This is a genomic window from Shinella sp. 1A1, assembly GCF_055379515.1.
On the sequence record NZ_AP039672.1, the window covers coordinates 1,116,012 to 1,133,022 of the forward strand.

At 67.6% G+C, this 17,011-nt stretch carries 16 protein-coding genes; 11 read left to right on the forward strand and 5 right to left on the reverse strand.

Features of this window, described 5'->3' with window-relative positions; translation table 11 throughout:
- The first annotated feature begins 279 nt into the window (after positions 1–279).
- Entirely contained in the window at positions 280–1,059 is a 780-nt protein-coding gene (locus tag ACZ48C_RS21960; protein WP_245424761.1) for a helix-turn-helix transcriptional regulator, read from the forward strand.
- 11 nt (positions 1,060–1,070) lie between these two features.
- On the opposite strand, the gene ACZ48C_RS21965 is transcribed toward ACZ48C_RS21960, so the two are convergent.
- The gene (locus tag ACZ48C_RS21965; protein WP_464782959.1) at positions 1,071–1,796 is read right to left on the reverse strand and encodes an endonuclease/exonuclease/phosphatase family protein; all 726 of its coding nucleotides are present in this window, start codon (positions 1,794–1,796) and stop codon (positions 1,071–1,073) included.
- 81 nt (positions 1,797–1,877) lie between these two features.
- Here ACZ48C_RS21965 and ACZ48C_RS21970 point away from each other — a divergent pair, with 81 nt between their 5' ends.
- Positions 1,878–2,810 (forward strand): lysylphosphatidylglycerol synthase domain-containing protein, encoded by a 933-nt coding sequence (locus tag ACZ48C_RS21970; RefSeq protein WP_464782960.1) that lies wholly within the window; start codon positions 1,878–1,880, stop codon positions 2,808–2,810.
- Here the strand turns inward: ACZ48C_RS21970 and ACZ48C_RS21975 are convergent.
- Entirely contained in the window at positions 2,708–4,240 is a 1,533-nt protein-coding gene (locus ACZ48C_RS21975; RefSeq protein ID WP_464782961.1) for a phospholipase D-like domain-containing protein, read from the reverse strand. The two genes, ACZ48C_RS21970 and ACZ48C_RS21975, sit on opposite strands and share 103 nt — an antisense overlap.
- A gap of 243 nt (positions 4,241–4,483) precedes the next feature.
- Between ACZ48C_RS21975 and ACZ48C_RS21980 the strand changes: the two genes are divergently transcribed.
- On the forward strand, positions 4,484–5,377 hold the full coding sequence (locus ACZ48C_RS21980) for a DMT family transporter (protein WP_464782962.1): 894 nt from the start codon (positions 4,484–4,486) through the stop codon (positions 5,375–5,377).
- Between the two features lie 316 nt (positions 5,378–5,693).
- Positions 5,694–6,224 carry a hypothetical protein gene (locus ACZ48C_RS21985; RefSeq protein WP_464782963.1) on the forward strand — a complete coding sequence of 177 codons (531 nt, stop codon included), beginning with the start codon at positions 5,694–5,696 and terminating at the stop codon, positions 6,222–6,224.
- A gap of 9 nt (positions 6,225–6,233) precedes the next feature.
- Here the strand turns inward: ACZ48C_RS21985 and ACZ48C_RS21990 are convergent, their stop codons facing one another.
- Together ACZ48C_RS21990 and ACZ48C_RS21995 are read right to left on the reverse strand one after the other, a co-directional pair.
- The gene (locus ACZ48C_RS21990) at positions 6,234–7,532 is read right to left on the reverse strand and encodes an alpha/beta fold hydrolase (protein ID WP_464782964.1); all 1,299 of its coding nucleotides are present in this window, start codon (positions 7,530–7,532) and stop codon (positions 6,234–6,236) included.
- 86 nt (positions 7,533–7,618) lie between these two features.
- Complete coding sequence (locus tag ACZ48C_RS21995) at positions 7,619–8,296, reverse strand: CerR family C-terminal domain-containing protein (RefSeq protein ID WP_464782965.1); 678 nt, start codon at positions 8,294–8,296, stop codon at positions 7,619–7,621.
- A gap of 115 nt (positions 8,297–8,411) precedes the next feature.
- Here ACZ48C_RS21995 and ACZ48C_RS22000 point away from each other — a divergent pair, with 115 nt between their 5' ends.
- From ACZ48C_RS22000 to ACZ48C_RS22020, 5 genes are all read left to right on the forward strand, one after another.
- A complete protein-coding gene (locus tag ACZ48C_RS22000; protein ID WP_464782966.1) occupies positions 8,412–9,392 on the forward strand; it encodes an HlyD family secretion protein in 981 nt (326 codons plus the stop codon).
- Between the two features lie 6 nt (positions 9,393–9,398).
- On the forward strand, positions 9,399–11,162 hold the full coding sequence (locus ACZ48C_RS22005; protein ID WP_464782967.1) for an ATP-binding cassette domain-containing protein: 1,764 nt from the start codon (positions 9,399–9,401) through the stop codon (positions 11,160–11,162).
- Complete coding sequence (locus tag ACZ48C_RS22010) at positions 11,159–12,304, forward strand: ABC transporter permease (RefSeq protein WP_464782968.1); 1,146 nt, start codon at positions 11,159–11,161, stop codon at positions 12,302–12,304. Before ACZ48C_RS22005 ends, ACZ48C_RS22010 begins: the two co-directional genes overlap by 4 nt.
- Positions 12,304–13,422 (forward strand): ABC transporter permease, encoded by a 1,119-nt coding sequence (locus ACZ48C_RS22015; protein WP_464782969.1) that lies wholly within the window; start codon positions 12,304–12,306, stop codon positions 13,420–13,422. Before ACZ48C_RS22010 ends, ACZ48C_RS22015 begins: the two co-directional genes overlap by 1 nt.
- 75 nt (positions 13,423–13,497) lie before the next feature.
- Entirely contained in the window at positions 13,498–14,151 is a 654-nt protein-coding gene (locus ACZ48C_RS22020) for a glutathione S-transferase family protein (protein WP_464782970.1), read from the forward strand.
- Positions 14,152–14,160: 9 nt separating this feature from the next.
- On the opposite strand, the gene ACZ48C_RS22025 is transcribed toward ACZ48C_RS22020, so the two are convergent.
- Positions 14,161–15,780 carry a dihydroxyacetone kinase subunit DhaK gene (locus ACZ48C_RS22025; RefSeq protein WP_464782971.1) on the reverse strand — a complete coding sequence of 540 codons (1,620 nt, stop codon included), beginning with the start codon at positions 15,778–15,780 and terminating at the stop codon, positions 14,161–14,163.
- 164 nt (positions 15,781–15,944) lie between these two features.
- Here ACZ48C_RS22025 and ACZ48C_RS22030 point away from each other — a divergent pair, with 164 nt between their 5' ends.
- Positions 15,945–16,319 carry a CidA/LrgA family protein gene (locus ACZ48C_RS22030; protein WP_464782972.1) on the forward strand — a complete coding sequence of 125 codons (375 nt, stop codon included), beginning with the start codon at positions 15,945–15,947 and terminating at the stop codon, positions 16,317–16,319.
- Positions 16,312–17,010, forward strand: a complete 699-nt coding sequence (locus tag ACZ48C_RS22035) for an LrgB family protein (protein WP_313193845.1) — start codon at positions 16,312–16,314, stop codon at positions 17,008–17,010. The genes ACZ48C_RS22030 and ACZ48C_RS22035 overlap by 8 nt, the downstream gene beginning before the upstream one ends.
- Position 17,011 lies beyond the last annotated feature (1 nt).

The following is a 17,011-nucleotide window of genomic DNA, read 5'->3' on the forward strand; positions in this document are numbered from 1 at the left end:
TCGGGCGGCGGACTTGTCACCCGCGAGGGAAGGGCATAAACATGATTTCTGAACTCATGTATTAGGGAGCACCCGCCCCTCTGTCGACGCGAAAGGTTTTGTCCGAAATGTCAAAAATTTACGCAGAAACGGCATAGCCGCGCAGCACCCGAACCAATCGAATTCTGACTTCAGGGCCACCCCATGCTGTATACGCCGGAAGAACTTTTCGTCGGTTCCGTCGAGAATGTGCCGAATTGCACGCCCTATACGGGCGAGCAGACGATCTGGCCAAAATTCATGCTGATGATCGTGCTGGAGGGGCAGCAGCAGTTCGTCATCGACGACGTCCCCTTCCGGCTGGAGGCCGGCACCGGCAAAAGGCGCATGCCGCTGGTCTTCATGCTGAACGTCGCGCAGCACAGCACGCTGCGCTTCATCACCAATAGCGGCGCGCCGCTGCGCAAGGTCATGATCGCCGCGCCCCGGCCATGGCTGAGTCGCCTGATGGAGACGGAGGACCGCGTGCCGACGAAGCCGCTGCACGATTTCTTCGCCCGGCACCTGGCGCATTTCTCCTTCGAGCCGGGGCAGCACATCCTGCAGCTCGCGGAAAAGATCGTGCATCCCCCGCCGCTGCTGGAAGGCGAGCTCGGCTCCCTTTATCTGAGGGCGCAGGGGCTCGACATCATGTGGCAATCCTGCCTGGCGATGATGGCGGAGGAGATGGAGAGCCCGCCGGCTCCCTCTTTCCTCAGCCTCAGGGCCTGCGAACGCGCCCGCGATTATATCCTGGGCAATCTCGGCAAGGACCTCACCATAGACCTGATCGCCAGCGAGGTCGGCGCCAGCCCCTCCACCGTGCAGCGTCGATTCAAGGAGCATTTCGGCGTGACGGTCTTCGACTTCGTGCGCGAACAGCGGCTGGAGACGGCGCGGGCGGCGCTTGCCAACGAGCGCGTTCCGGTCGGCACTGCCGCCTATCTCGCCGGCTATAACCACGTCTCCAGCTTCAGCACCGCGTTCCGCAAGGCCTACGGGCTGACGCCTAAGCAGGTCCGCAACAGCAGGCAGCCGTAAAGCACCGAAGGCTATTCGATCTCCAGATCGGCCCATAGCGGCAGGTGGTCGGAGGCGCGGCGGGCGAGAGGGGTGTCATGCACCGCCGTGCGGCGGACCCTGACCCCCTCGCCGACGAAGATGTGGTCGAGGCGCAGGAGCGGGAAGCGCGATGGGAAGGTCGGCCGGATCCGGCCGCCGGCCTCGACCTGCGCATCCTTCAACCGCCGTACGAGAAGTTTGTAGGAGGCCGAGCGCGTCACCGCGTTGAGGTCGCCGGCAAAGAGGATGCGCGCATCCCCCGGCATCGGCGCGCCGAGCCAGTCCGGCCCGATCAGCGCCTCGGTCTGGCGCACGCGCTCGGCGCCGAGAAGGCCGAGATGGGTGACGAAGATCTGAAGCCTCGCCTCGCCTGCCGGCACTTCCACCCAGAGCACGCCGCGCGGCTCCCCGCGGGACGGCAGCCCCCCGGCCTTGACGAGCCGCGTCGGCAGCGCCGTCAGCAGGGCATCGCCATAGCGCTCCTCCTCGAGATGGAGCGCGGGGTGGAAATGCGAGACCATGCTCAGATGCTTCGCGATGCTTTCGGCCTGGTCGATGCCGCCGCTGCGCGCCCGCGCGACATCCACCTCCTGCAACGCGACGATATCCGCCTCGCATTCGGCGATCACCTCGGCGATGCGGCCGGGATCGAGCCGCCGGTCCGTGCCGAAGCAGCTATGCACGTTGTAGGTCACCAGTCGCAGTCGCCTTCCCATGCCTTCCTCTCAAGCCCCGGACGCCATTGGAACACGGAAGGCGTTGTTTTCGTTCCGCTCCCTCGAACTGAAGGAAGACGCATGAAACGCACCCATATCCTCCACGCCGCCGTCACCAGCGCCGTTCTCGTCGCCGGCTGGCTGATCTACCGGACGCTGAGCCAATATTCCTGGGAGGATATCCGCAACTCCGTTTCCGCGATCCCGAAGATGAATTTCGCCCTGGCGCTCGCCTTCTCGGCCGGCTCCTATGTCTGCCTGACCTTCTTCGATTTCCTGGCATTGCGCTATGTCGGCAAGCCGCTCCTCTACCGGCAGGCGGCGCTCGCTTCCTTCACCAGCCTTTCGATCGGCCACAATGTCGGCATCGCGGCGCTCAGCAGCGGCGCGGTGCGCTACCGCTTCTACAGGCGCTGGGGCCTCGATACGGAGGAGATCGCCAAGCTGATCGTCTTCTGCGGGGTGACGGTCGGCCTCGGGCTGATCGTGCTCGCGGGCGTCTGCCTCATCCTGCTTCCCGGCACCGCCGGCAAGGTGGCGGGTCTCGGCAGGACCGCCTCGCTGGCGCTCGGCCTTGCCTGCCTTGCAGTCGGCGCCGCCTATCTTGCGCTTTCCGCTTTTCTGCGCGGCGAGGTGCGTGTCCGGCACTGGCGCTTCGCGCTGCCTTCGCCGGGGCTGGCTGCCTTGCAACTGGCGGTCGGCACGGCGAATTTCGCCTTCGTCGCGGCGTGCCTTCACCAACTCCTGAACGGTGACGTCGGCTATATGGAAACGACGGCGGCCTATGTGGTGGGCAACCTCACGGCCCTCGTCAGCCACGTGCCCGGCGGGCTCGGCGTCATGGAGGCCGCGATCGTCTTTCTTCTCGGGAGCTCGGCCTCGATCGGCGCGCTGATCGCGTTCCGGGCGGCCTATTTCTTCATCCCGCTTCCGCTCGGGGTGGTCTGCCTGCTCGCCAGCGAAGCCTTGCTGGATGCCAACGGCGAGGAAGCCCTGCGCAAGAATCCCGGCTGACGGCCAGGCAGCGCCCGCCAGCCGGCAAACCAGCCGGACAGCGGCCACCAGGGCGCCACCGGATCGACGAGCGCGGTGCCCGGAACGGGCGCCGTCGCCCGGCCACCCTTCGCGTCGCGGAACGGCCGCAGCCCCCGCGCCTTGCCATTGAAAGCATCGATCACCGTGCCGAGACGCCCTTCCGCGCGCACGGCAGCGCCGAATGTCCCGGCATCCGCATCGAGATGCTCGGCCAGCAGCCGGTCGCGCAACGTGACGATGCTGCGCCGCGCCGCATCTGTCTGCGCCTCAACAGCGATATCCAGCTCGGTATCCAGTCCCTCGCTGCGCTGGTTGAGATTGGAGGAGCCGATGCGCAGGAAGGCATCGTCGACGATGACCAACTTGGAATGGATGATGATCTCCTGCTCCGAACCGTCGGCCTTCGGCACGACGGGATAGAAGGCGCGCATCCGCCCCTGCCGGTCGCACTGCGCAAGGCGACGGATGAAGCGGTCGCGGTTGGCCCCGAGCACCAGACGCTCGATCATGCCGTGGGAACTCAGGGTCGAGACGATGACGACCTCGGGCCCGTCCGGCTCGGCAAGCCTTTCGCACAGCACGTCGCAAACCCGCACCGAGGCGAAATACTGGCTTTCGATATAGATCTGGCGGCGGGCGGCCTTGAGGGCCGCGATGGTGAGCTCCACCGCCTCGGCGATGCCCTCACGCCCGCGGATCGCCGGCTCCGTGCGGGCGAAGGCGACGCCGACCGCCGTCATGTCGGCGACCTGCCCGTCGAGACGGATATCGGCCGGGATTTTCAGCGCCGGGACGGCCTCGTCCGTGGCGAGAAGCCAGCGATGGCGCGCCGTGTCGCCGGCAAGCCGGGCCGCCTCGCCTTCCAGCCCCACCTGCATGTCGTGCACCGGCTCGTAGCGCTTGCCCGAAGGCATCGTGCGGCGGAGATCGTCGGCGCGGTGGGCGCTCGTGTCCCAGCGCTTGGCCGTCAGGTCGATGCCGCCGACAAAGGCGACCTGGTCGTCCACGACGACGAGCTTCTGGTGGTGCGATCCCCGCAGCGGGTGACGACTGTCGAAAGCCAGCATGATGCGCGGGTGGGACGACCAGCGGCGCTTGCGGAACATCTTCAGCGACTTGCCGGAATAGACCGGCCCCATCGCCCAGACCAGCACGCGGATCGTCAGCGCCGGCCGCTCTTCGACGAGCCGCAGCAGAAAGGCGCCGAGCGTCGGGGATTGCGGATCGCCGGGCCGCAGGCGGATGTCGGGATTGAAATCCCAGCCGACGACCCAGACTTCCTGCCGCGCCTGTTCCAGCGCGCTTTCCAGCGTTTCGAAATAGGCCTCGCCGTCGACGAGCACGCTCAGCCTGTCTGCGCTCGCAACACGCCAGGCGTTGCGGCCGGGCTGGATGATGGAGGAAGGCATGCTGGTTGCTGCCCCGGTCAACGGAAACCCTTCGCTTTGCACTCTCTGCCGCCTTGTTTGCTGACGTCACTGGTTCGCGCGATCAAAATCCCCGGAAGAGCGTTTGGTTCCGCACCCGGCCGACGGGTGCCGCACGAAGCCGCTGTTGATTGCCGGAAACGGCTCTGGACGGGAGCCGCCCGATCGCGCTTTAACGGGATGGACGGCATCTTCGCCGCAAAGCACCTCACCGGGCGGAACCAGATGCCGATCCACGAACTTGCCGCCCTCGGCGCCGCGACCTGCTGGGCCTTCACCGGATTGATCTCGGCGGGGCCCGCCGGCCATCTCGGGGCGCTCGCCTTCAACCGCGCCCGCCAGATTTTCGTCACGGGGCTTCTGGCGCTCTATGTGCTCGCCAGCGGGGCGTGGCATCAGCTCGACATGGCCAATGCGGGCCCCCTGCTGCTTTCCGGCCTCATCGGCATCTTCATCGGCGATACGCTGCTCTTTGCGACGCTCAACCGCGTCGGCCCACGCCGCTCCGGCATCCTCTTCGCGCTCAACGCACCGATCGCCGCCCTGCTCGGCTGGCTGGTGCTCGGCGAATCCCTGCCGCCGCTTGCGATCGCCGGCATCGCGCTGACGGCGGCCGGCGTGTTCCTCGCCATTCTCTTCGGCAAGCGGCGAGCGCAGATCCACCAGTGGGAAACGGTCAAGGGGCCGCTCTGGATCGGCGTGCTGCTGGGGATCGGCGCGGCGACGGGCCAGGCGATCGGCTCCATCATCGCCCGTCCCGTCATGGAGACGGGCATCGATCCCTTCCTCGCCTCGCTCATGCGCGTCGGCGTGGCGGCCTTCTGCCTCAGCATCCTGATCCAGCTCCCCATCCCCTCCGTCAAGCCGAAGGGGCCGCTGACGCTGAAGATCGCGGTCCTCACCGCGCTGACCGGCATTCTCGCGCTGGCGATGGGCATGACGCTGCTGCTCTTTGCGCTTTCCGGCGGAAAGGTCGGCATCGTCTCGACCCTCTCGGCCACCTCGCCCGTCATGATCCTGCCGATGCTGTGGCTGCGCACCGGCGAACGGCCCGCCGGCGGCGCCTGGGCGGGCGCGGCCCTCGTCGTCATCGGCATGGCGCTCATCTTCACTCGCTGACAGCCGCCGTCGGCTTTCCGCAAGCCCGCGACCGGCACCAAAGAATTGCAGCACACCTGCCGGGGAACATGGGGCGGGCCAATCCCGTTCGGGGGGCGGAGGAGGCATGCTGTCCGTCTACGGGACAGGCCATGCGTCTTTCTCGCCCGCGCTTTTCCGGCACAACGCAGATGATGAAAATTCGATTAAAATCCTTCCCTGCCGGTTTACGGGCCGCATACCAATGCGCCGCTCGCAATCGCCGGTAGGTGGGATCGACCGGACGAGGCGGTACCTTGGCGCCGCTCCATGATGGAGCCCGATTCGAGGAATGACCATGCCCCACCAGCGCCTCCGTCGCCCCTTCCGGGACCACGCGCCCGCCGACCGTCTCGCCCGCGCGATACGCGATATCGACCGGCAGATCGAGGCACACCGGCTTGCCGACGAGCCCGCGCCGCTCAGCGCCTATCGCGCCCGCCTCATCCTCAAGGAAGCCCATGCCCGCTGCCGCGAACGCGTGGAAAGCCGGGCGCCGTCCGTTCCTTTCCTACAAGCTGCGCGGCCCGATGTGATGCCCAAGCCGCATCGGTCACGCAGGGACCCGGTCGAGCGATACGAGGCGCTCCCGGGTCCTCACCATTCCCTTGTCGAAGGACAGGAGACTTGCCTTGTGCCGGCGAGCGAGGCAGATTTGCGTTTCCGCAGATTCACGTGCGGATCGCATGCCTATGAGGGGACGACCATGGCCTATGACTGGACCGGTGAAACGACGCGCAAACGCAATCGCCTGAAGCTTGCGACCGCCGTCCTTCTCAGCCTCGTCATCGTTCTCGGCATCCCGGCCGCGCTTTCACCCTTCCTCTGATCGGACCGGTTAACGGCCCGCCTTCAGCGGACCGCCCTTTTCCGCCACCATCGTGACGAGCCGTTCGAAGACGGAAGCCGACTGGCGGATGCCGTCATGTTCGAATTCGTTGGTGATCCAGACATCCACGTTGCCGACAGTACGGGCCGTCTCCAGCGAGAGGCCGGCATCGACATACATGTCGTCATGATAGACGACCGCCGAGACAGGCACGGCGTTCTCGGCCAGGCGGGCCCTGTCGTAGAGGCGACTGTAGCGCGGGCGCCGGGCAAGCGCCTCGGCGGCAGCGCGGAAGGGCTTCAGCAGCGCGATCTCCTCGAACATCCACGGATAGATCATCTCGCCGGTGAAGAGGAGCGGCCGCGCCCTGGCGTCGAATTCCAGGAATTCGCCGAGCAGCCGCTCGGCCGCCCAGCCGGTCGCCCCCTCGCCCTGTCCGTAGATCGCCTCGTGGATCGCGGCGAAAAGCGGATTGCCGCTATAGGCGGTCTGATGCATCACCGAGCCGAGGAACTGGTCGGAGAGGCGATCCGGCGCCGCGAAGGCCTCGTCGAGCAGCCAGTGGATGTTCTCATGGCCCGGCCCCATGCCGAGGTCGAGGCCGAGGCTCTGGAAGCGGCGCACGGTGAGCCGGTCGCCATCGGGCAGCATCACCGGATTGGCCTCGATGAAATCGGCGATGCGCGAAACGAGTGCCCGATCGTCCGGATAGCGCTTGTAGAACAAATCGTTCTTGGCGCGCACGCGCGGATAGGTGTGACGATAGACCGCCTCGGCGGAGGGGTCGAGGCTCGGAATGCCGCCGGCGACATAGCAGGCCGAAAGGCCTTCCGGCGCACGGCTGAGATAGGTCAGTGTCAGGAAGCCGCCATAGCTCTGGCCGAGCGTCTGCCAGCGCACGCCGCCGAAGGCGGCCTTCCTGAGATGTTCGAGGTCGTCGACGATGGAATCGGCGCGGAAGCAGGCGAGATAGTCGGCGCCGGCCTCGCCGTCGAAGCGGGCGATGGTCGCCGCGTCGACCGGGGTGGACCGGCCGGTGCCGCGCTGGTCCGGCAGGATGATGCGATGCGTCTTCAGCGCCCTGGCGAGCCAGGAGGGGCTGCCCTTCGTCGGGCGCGGCGACTTGCCGCCCGGCCCGCCCTGCAGGAAGCAGAGGAGCGGCAGCATCTCGTCCTTGCGGGCGGGATCGACCACCTCGCGGGCGAAGAGCTCGATGGTCTCGCCCTCGGGCTTCGACCAGTCGAGCGGCACCCTCACGACATGGTCGCGCACATGGAGGCCGGGAATGGTGTATTCGGAAACGATCATGGAGAAGTCCTCCTTCAGTGCACGGCGCTAACGCACCGGAATCGAGCAGCACCTAAAGCAGGTCGGCCACCGTGTTGGCAATGCCCTCAAGCTTCGCCCTCGCCCGACGCAAGCTGCGCGATGCCGCCGAGCGCGAAGGCCGCCAGGCGGGCGGCGAGCCGTTCGTTGCTCACATGGCCGCGGCCGAGCGGGGGCATCACTTCCGAGAGGCGCCTTTCAGCGATCAGTAGCATGAAGCAGGGCGCCATGATGGAAAGGGCGGCCTGGGCGACGAGGGGATGATCGGTGGAAACGCCCATGATCTCGGCAATGACGCCGAAGACCAGCGCCTTTTTCGGCTCCAGCTCCTCGCGCCGCAGCCTTTCGAAATGCGGCGTCGGGGAGACGAGCTCGCGCGCGATCAGCTTCGCCGGCCAGGAGGCATCGCCCTGCGAGCGCACCACGCGCACGAGGAGGCCGATCAGGCGCCGCAGCCTGTCCTTCGGGTCCATATCGACCGACGCGGCGCGCGCCAGCGCCTGATAGTTGACGAGGCGGCGATGCGCCTCGGCGAGCACTTCGGCATAGAGCGGCGCGATGCCGCCGAAATGATAGTTGACCGCCGCCGCATTCGCCCCGGCGCGGAGCGCGATCTCCTTGGCGGTCGCCCGGTCGAAACCGTGCTCGGCGAAGACCGGTCCGGCAGCCTCCAGCAGGCTGGCGCGCGTGGCGGCGCCATCCGGCCGCGGGCCGGAGACAGACGATCGTCTTGCGCCTCGCGCCATGTCGGTCTCCCTTTCAGAATTCAAATCTAGATTTCAAATTTGGATTTGACAATCCCTTCCGATCGTCCTTAGCTGGAAGGGCTCGCCCCAGGAGCACCCGCGGAGTCGAACCGGCATGAAGCGCATCCTCCTCATCGTCCTCCTTCTCGCCGCCCTTGCCGCCGGCGCCTGGTGGTACCGGCACCGCGACAGCGGCCCGACCGAACTCGTCCTTTACGGCAATGTCGATTTCCGCCAGGTGACGCTCGCCTTCAACGGCAACGGGCCGGTCGCCGAGGTGCTCGTCGAGGAAGGCGCGGCCGTGAAGAAGGGCGAGGTCATCGCCCGGCTCGACACCGGCAGGATCCGTCCGCAGATCGACCAGGCCGTGGCGCAAGTCGAGGCCCAGCAGGCGAACCTGACCCGCCTGAAGAACGGCAACCGGCCGGAGGAGATCGCGCAGGCGCGCGCCAATCTCGCCGCCGCCGAGGCGGAAGCGGCCAATGCCCGCCTGCAACTGGAGCGCCAGAGCGCGCTCGTTCCCCGCGCCGCCGTCAGCCAGCAGGCGCTCGACAATGCCCGCTCCGCCGCGGCGGTGGCGGAGGCGAAGGTGGATGCCAGCCGCAAGGCGCTCGACCTCCTCGTCGCCGGCACGCGCGCCGAGGACATCCAGCAGGCCGCCGCCCAGTTGCGGGCCGCCGAGGCGCAGGTCGCGTTCCTAAGGGCGGAGCTCGACGATGCCGACCTCAAGGCTCCGGCCGATGCGACCGTGCGCTCCCGGCTGATCGAGCCGGGCGAAATGGCCTCGCCGACGCGCGCCGCCTTCTCGCTGGCCACCAACAGCCCGAAATGGGTGCGCGCCTATGTCTCGGACATGCAGCTAGGCCGGATCAAGCCCGGCATGAAGGCGGAAGTCCTGGTCGATTCCCTGCCCGGCCGAACGATCCCGGGCTGGATCGGCTTCATCTCCTCGGTGGCGGAATTCACGCCCAAGACCGTGCAGACCGAGGAACTGCGCACTAGCCTCGTCTATGAGGTGCGCGTCTTCGTCGATGACCCCGACAACGTGCTGCGCCTCGGCATGCCCGCCACCGTCCGGCCAGGGCAGGAAGGATGAGCCGCCATGGAGGACCGTCCGCTCTGTCTCGCCGCGCATGACCTCCGCAAGCGCTTCCAGCGGGAAACGAAGGAGACCGTGGAGGCGCTTGACGGCATCTCTCTCGCGATCCGCAAGGGCACGCTGACGGCGCTTGTCGGCCCCGACGGCGCGGGCAAGACCACGCTTCTGAGGCTGGCAAGCGGGCTGATCGCCCCGGACGGCGGAAGCCTCGAGGTCGTCGGCCTCGACGTGACCGCCGCCCCGCAGGCCGTGCAGGACAGGATCGGCTACATGCCGCAGCGCTTCGGCCTTTACGAAGACCTGAGCGTGCAGGAAAACCTCGATCTCTATGCCGACCTGCACGGCGTTTCCCATGCGGAACGCCGGACGGTCTATCCCCGCCTCTTCGAGATGACGCAGCTCGGCCCGTTCAAGGCGCGGCCGGCCGGCAAGCTTTCCGGCGGCATGAAGCAGAAGCTCGGCCTTGCCTGCACGCTGGTGCGCGCGCCCGAACTGCTGCTGCTGGACGAGCCGACGGTCGGCGTCGACCCTTTGTCGCGGCGTGAGCTCTGGGAGATCGTGTTCAAGCTGATCCGGGAGGATGGCCTCTCCGTCGTCGTCGCCACCTCCTATCTCGACGAGGCGGAGCGCTGCGAGCATGCCGTGCTGATGCATGCGGGGAAGATTCTCGACGAAGGCCCGCCGGCCGAAATCACGGCGAAGGCGGAGGGCTGCTGCTTTCTCGTCCGGGGGCCGGACGGCGTGCCGGCCCGCTCGTTGCAGGCGCGCCTCTTCGCGCTTCCCGGCGTCGTCGATGCCGTGCCGGAAGCGGGCCGCGTCCGCGTGGTGCGCCGGCGCGAGCAGATGGAGGAACCGCTGGCGCTCGAAGGGCTGCCCCTCGAAACGGAGCCGACTGAAGCCCGCTTCGAGGATGCCTTCATGATGCTGTTCGACCGCGTCGCGGGGGAACGGGAACATGTGGACCAGGCGGCGCTCGCGGCGGGCTCCGGGCAGCCGGTCGGCGAAAAGGTCGTCGAGGTGCGCGATCTCGTGCGGATGTTCGGCGATTTCACCGCCGTCGACCATGTCAGCTTCAGCGTGCGGCGCGGCGAGGTCTACGGCCTTCTCGGGCCGAACGGCGCGGGCAAGAGCACGACCTTCCGCATGCTCTGCGGCCTCCTGCCCGCCACCTCCGGGGCGTTGCAGGTCGCCGGCGCCGATCTCCTCAAGGCCGGAGCGAAGGCGCGCGAACGCCTCGGCTACGTCGCCCAGAAATTCTCGCTCTACGGCCAGCTGACGGTGGACGAGAACCTCGAATTCTTCGCCAGCGCCTACGGGCTGCGGGGCGGCCACAAGAAAGAAAGGATCGCCACGCTGAAGGCGGCCTTCGATCTCGACCGCTTCCGCGACTTGCCGAGCGGGCAGCTCCCCGGCGGCTTCAAGCAGCGCCTTGCGCTCGCCGCCGCGCTCCTGCACGAACCCGACATCCTCTTTCTCGACGAGGCGACGAGCGGAGCCGATCCGCTCGCCCGCCGCCAGTTCTGGGGCCGGATCACCGCGCTTTCCGAACAGGGCGTGACCGTCATCGTCACCACGCATTTCATGGAGGAGGCGGAATACTGCGACCGGGTGATCATCCTCGATGCCGGCCGCAACCTTGCGGAGGGAACGCCGGTCGACATCCGCGAGCAGGCCGGCACCACAGCCGGCGCCGCGCCCAGCATGGAGGATGCCTTCATCGCCATCGTCGAGCGGGAACGCCGCAAGCGCACGGAGAAGGCCGCATGAGCGCCCCCCGCTCCATGGCAGGCGGCCTTGCGGGCCTGCTGCGGCGGACGCGGGCCCTGATCCGCAAGGAAACACGCCAGCTCCTGCGCGATTTCAGCAGCATCGCGATCGGCATCGTCATGCCCGTCACGCTGCTTATCCTGTTCGGCTACGGCATCAACCTCGATGTCCGCAACGTGCCCGTCGCGCTCCTCATGGAGGAAAGCTCCGCCCCGGCGCGGGGCGTTGCCGCGGCCTTCGAGCTTTCGCCCTATTTCTCCACCCGCAGCGTACGCACGATGAACGAGGCCGAGAAGATGCTGATGAGCGCCGAGGTGCGGGCCATCGTGCGCATCCCCGCCGATTTCGCCCGCAGCATCGATCTCGGCACCGCCGAGGTGCAGGTCATCATCAACGGCGCAGATGCCAACACGGCGCGCATCTCGCTCGGCTACGCGCAGGGCGCGGTCGCCGTCTGGGCGGCCAAGGAGGCCGGGCGCAACGGCACGGCGGCGGGCGGCGTCACGGTCGAGCCCCGCCTCTGGTTCAACGAGGCCAACGACAGCAGCTACTTCCTCGTGCCCGGGCTGATCGTGCTGGTGATGACGCTGATCGGCGCCCTCCTCACCGCGCTGGTGATGGCCCGCGAATGGGAGCGTGGCACCTTCGAGGCGCTGTTCGTGACGCCGGTGCGCCCGGCCGAGATCCTGCTCGGCAAGACCGTACCCTATTTCGCCCTAGGGCTGATCGGCCTTGCGCTCTGCGTCGTCGGCAGCAAGCTGCTGTTCGGCGTGCCGCTGCGCGGCTCGCTCGTCATCCTCACGATCGTGTCGATGCTCTACCTGCTCGTCGCGCTGGGGCTCGGCCTCGTCATCTCCTCGGCGACCAGGAGCCAGTTCGTCGCCAGCCAGGTGACGGTGCTGCTCACCTTCCTGCCGGCCATGATGCTCTCCGGCTTCATGTACGATCCGCGCAGCATGCCCTGGATCGTCCAGATGATCACCTACATCTTTCCGGCCCGCTACTTCGTGACCCTGCTGCAGACCCTTTTCCTTTCCGGCAACAACTGGAGCGTCATCCTGCCCAACGCCGCCGTGCTCGCCGGCATGGCGGCAGCGCTGCTGACGCTTTCGGTGCGCCTCACCCGCAAGAGGATCGCCTGATGCCGATGTCCCTCCTGCGCATCCTGACGCTCATCCGCAAGGAACTGCTCGTCATCCTGAAGGACCCGAAGAGCCGGGCGAGCCTCTTCCTGCCGCCGATCCTGCAATGCCTGATCTTCGGCTATGCCGCGACCTACGACCTCAACAGCGTGCCCTATGTCCTCGTCGACCAGGACCGCAGCGCCGCCTCGGTGGCGCTCGTCGCGAAGCTGGAGGGCTCCGGCATCTTCCAGCGCCAGGGCACGTTCGCGCAGATCGATCAGGCCGTCCCCCTTCTCGACGCGCGGCGCGCGCTGGTCGTCGTCGTCATCGGCAACGGCTTCGAGCGGGATCTCGAGGTCGGCGCGCCGGCCCCCGTCCAGGTGATCGCGGACGGCCGCAACTCCAACACCAGCGGCATCGCCGAGGGCTATGCCAATGCCATCGTCGGCGATTTCGCCGCCGCCTGGCTTTCGGAGAAAGGCATCGCGCCCGCCGGGGTGAAGGTCTCGACGCGCGCCTGGTTCAATCCGCAACTGGAAACCCGCTGGAGCATGATCCCCTCGCTGATCGGCACGATCACCATGATGATGACGATGATGCTGACCGCCATGTCGGTCGCCCGCGAACGCGAGGAAGGCACCTTCGACCAGCTTCTGGTGGCGCCCTTCACGCCGACCGAGATCATGATCGGCAAGGCCGTGCCCTCCATGCTCGTCGGCATCACGCAGGCCTCGGTGATCCTGCTCGTCGCGCTCTTCTGGTTCCGCATTCCCTTCGCGGGGTCCTTCCTCACGCTCTATGCGGGCCTTGCGCTGTTCCTTGCCGCCGCCATCGGCTTCGGCCTCTTCCTCTCTTCGCTTGCCGGCAACATGCAACAGGCGATGATCCTCGCCTTCGTCTTCCTGATGCCCTTCATGCTGCTCTCGGGCCTGATGTCGCCGACCGAGAACATGCCCGCGGTCCTGCAATACGTGACCGTCATCAACCCGCTGACCTACGCGATCCGCATCACCCGCGCCGTCTATCTCGAAGGCGGCCGCTTCACGGACCTCCTGCCCGACATGCTCGCCCTCGTCGCCATCGCCGCCGTCACCATGCCGATCGCCGCGTGGATGTTCCGCCACAGGCTGAACTAGTTCGGATTTCGCGGGCGGCCTGTCGGAATCCCGCCCCGCCATCCGTCTTCCATGCACAAGCCAGGGAGAACACCGATGACGATCACCATCACAGCCTTCGAACGATCCCCCGACCGCGGCAGGGGGCTCGCCCGCGACATGCGCGTCCGCTGGGCGCTGGAGGAGGTCGGCCAGCCTTACGATGTCCGCCTTCTTTCCTTCGAGGCGATGAAGCAGCCCGGCCATCTCGCCCTTCATCCCTTCGGGCAGATCCCGACCTACGAGGAGGAGGGGCTTTCGCTCTTCGAAACCGGTTCGATCGTCTTCCATATCGCCGAACGCCATGCCGGCCTGCTGCCCCGCGAGGCGAAGGCCCGGGCGCGCGCCATCACCTGGATATTCGCCGCGCTGAACACGATGGAGCCGCCGATCGTCGAACTGGAGACCGCCGTGCGCGAGGAGCGCGGCAAGACATGGCACCCGGAACACCGCGCCGTTCTCGAAGGACGCGTGCGCACCCGGCTCGGCCAGCTTTCCGTACGCCTCGGCGCGGCGGAATGGCTCGAAGGCGCCTTCAGCGCCGGGGATCTCCTGATGGTCTCGGTGCTGATGCGGCTCGCATGGTCGGACATTCTGGACGACCATCCGAACCTTGCCGCCTATCTCGCCCGGGGCCAGGCGCGCCCGGCCTACCGGCGCGCCTTCGAGGCCCAGCGCGCCGTTTTCGCCGCCACCTCGGCGGAAGACTGAAACGACAGGTCAGCCGGCAAGATGCGCGAAGAGCCGGGCGACGGCTTCCGCGCCGGGATCGACATGGCCTTCAAGCTGCCGGGCGTTGACATAGGTCGCACGGCCGGCTTTCGCCCGCGTCAGCGTCGCGGTGAAATCCGCCCCCTTGCGCGCCGCGGCCGCAGCGGCAGGCAGGCCGGCGTCCAGCGCGTCCAGCGCCGGGGAAAGCGCATCCACCATCGTGCGGTCGCCGATTCGTGCGCCACCGACTTCCTGCATGCGCGAAAGCCCGGCGCGAAGCGCACCATGCAGCGAGGCGCCGCCCGAAGCCGCATCGCCGGCTGCAGCGAAGAAGATCGCCAGCAGCACGCCGGAGGATCCGCCCATCGTCTGGCCGAGTTCCTGCCCGATGGCGCGCAGAAGCCGGCTTTCGTCGGCAAGCGGCAGGCGATCCACCGACGCTATCAGTGCACGGGCCGCGCCCGCCAGCGTCGATCCCGTGTCACCGTCGCCGGACTTGGCGTCGAGCGCATTGAGGTCTTGCTCGGCGGCGATCAGCGCGTTGCAGCAGCCGACGAGGAAGGCCCGTGTGGCCGCATCCTCGGACGGCGCCGGGGCAACCGGTGCAAGGCCCGCCGGCAGGGGCGACACGGCGACAGGGTGCACCTCGCAAAGGCCCGGCCAGGCCGGCATCGCGACCGGCGCCTTCAGGAGCTCCAGCTCGGCCGCATCCGCCGGGAAGACGGAGAGGGAGAAACCCTGCATGTCGAGCGAGGTCATCAGCGGCGCGGGACCGACCACATGCGCGATGCGCGCGCCGAGCGGGGAAGCGAGAAGGTCATGCGCCAGCACCGACATTTCGAGGACGGAGGTGCCGCCGAGATTGTTGATCAGCGCCACATGCGGCCCCTCGCCCATCGCCGCGGCAAGGCGCTCCGCCATGACCGCGACGGCGCCCCGCGCGCCGGCAAAATCGATCTGCTCCACGCCCGGCTCACCATGGATGCCGAGGCCGAGCTCCGCCTTGGCTTCGGGAATGCGCTCCTCGCGCGGCGAACCCGGCACCCGGCAGGTGCCGAGCGACAGGCCGATCGTGCGCGTTGCCGCGGCAACCCGCCTTGCCGCCGCCGCCACGCTTTCGAGGTCGGCCCCGCGTTCGGCGAGCGCCCCGGCGATCTTGTGGACGAAGAGCGTGCCGGCGACGCCGCGCGCCTGCGGCAGGTCCGGCAGGGCGATGTCGTCATCGACGATGACCATGGCGACGTCGAGCCCCTGCGCCCGCGCCCGCTCGGCGGCGAGGCCGAAGTTCAGGCGGTCGCCGGTATAGTTCTTGACGATCAGCAGGCAGCCGGCCGGTCCCGTCACGGCAAGGATGCCGGCGAGCACCGCATCGACGCTCGGCGAGGCGAAGACGTCGCCGCAGACAGCGGCCGTCAGCATACCGCGCCCGACGAAGCCGGCATGGGCCGGCTCGTGGCCCGAGCCGCCGCCGGAGACGACCGCTACCTTCGACCTGTCCCAATCACTGCGCAGCACCACGCGGATATGCGGATAGCCGTCGAGGCGTGCAAGCGTGCCGCCGGAAAGCGCGAGCGCCCCGTCGATGGCCTCGGTAACGACGTCCTCGCGCCGGTTGATGAACTGCGACATGGCGAACTCCCGAAATGAAACGCGGGCCGCAAGGCCCGATGCGGCCATGGATTTAACGGCCGAACCCATTTAATCCTCTCCGCAGGCGCACCGTCGCGGTTCGCCTGGAACGAGGACAAATGGTTTGAACGCCCGTGTCAAGCGCGGGCTCCGGAGTTGCGCCCATGCTCGTCGGAATTACGATCCTGCTTGTTTTTCAGTTGATTGGCGAAATATCCGCCTATTTCCTCGGCGGCTTCGTGCCCGGACCCGTCATCGGCATGGCGATGGTCGCCGTGGTGCTGACGCTGACCGGCGGCATGACGTTCCTGGAACCCGCCCACCGGCAGACCGTCGACACGTCCAAGGCGATCCTCGCCAATCTCGGCATCCTCTTCGTGCCGGCCGGCGTCGGCATCATCCAGCATCTCGACCTCATCCGCGACCGGGGCTTCGCCCTGCTCGCCATCGTGCTGCTGTCCACCGTGATCACGCTGGCGGTGACGGTCTGGGTCTTCATCCTCGTCAAGCGGCTGGTCGGAGGATACGGCCATGACTGAGGGGCTCTGGGTCTATCTCGCTACATCGCCGCTGCTCTGGCTCGCCGGCACGCTGGTCGTCTGGCTGGCCGCGAACGGCATTGCCGGCCTCAGCCCGGGCAACCCGCTGCTGAACCCGATCATGCTGTCCATCGCCGTCATCGCCATCGTGCTGCTGGTCGCCGGGATCGACTACGGCACCTATTTCGAAGGGGCGCAGTTCATCCACTTCCTCATGGGGCCGGCGACGGTCGCGCTCGGCATCCCGCTCTACGAGAAGCTTTCGCTGGTCAAGAGCAACCTCGTGCCGCTGCTCGCCGCCCTCTTCATGGGCAGCCTGACGGCGGTGGGCTCGACGGTCTTCCTCAGCCATCTCTTCGGCTTCACGCCGGCCGTCGTCGCCTCGCTCGCACCGAAATCCACCACCGCTGCCGTCGCCATGGCGATCTCCTCCGGCCTCAAGGGCGATCCGGCGCTGACGGCTGCCGTCGTCGTGCTCACCGGCATCTGCGGCGCCATCATCGTGACGCCGATGATGAACGCCATGCGCATCAGGGACTACAGCGCGCGCGGCTTTGCCGTGGGGCTCACCTCGCACGGCATCGGCACCGCGCGGGCCTATTCGGTGGACCCGGTGGCGGGACTGTTCTCGGGGATCGCCATGGGGCTCAACGCCGTGCTGACCTCGCTGATCGTCCACCTGTTCCTCTGAA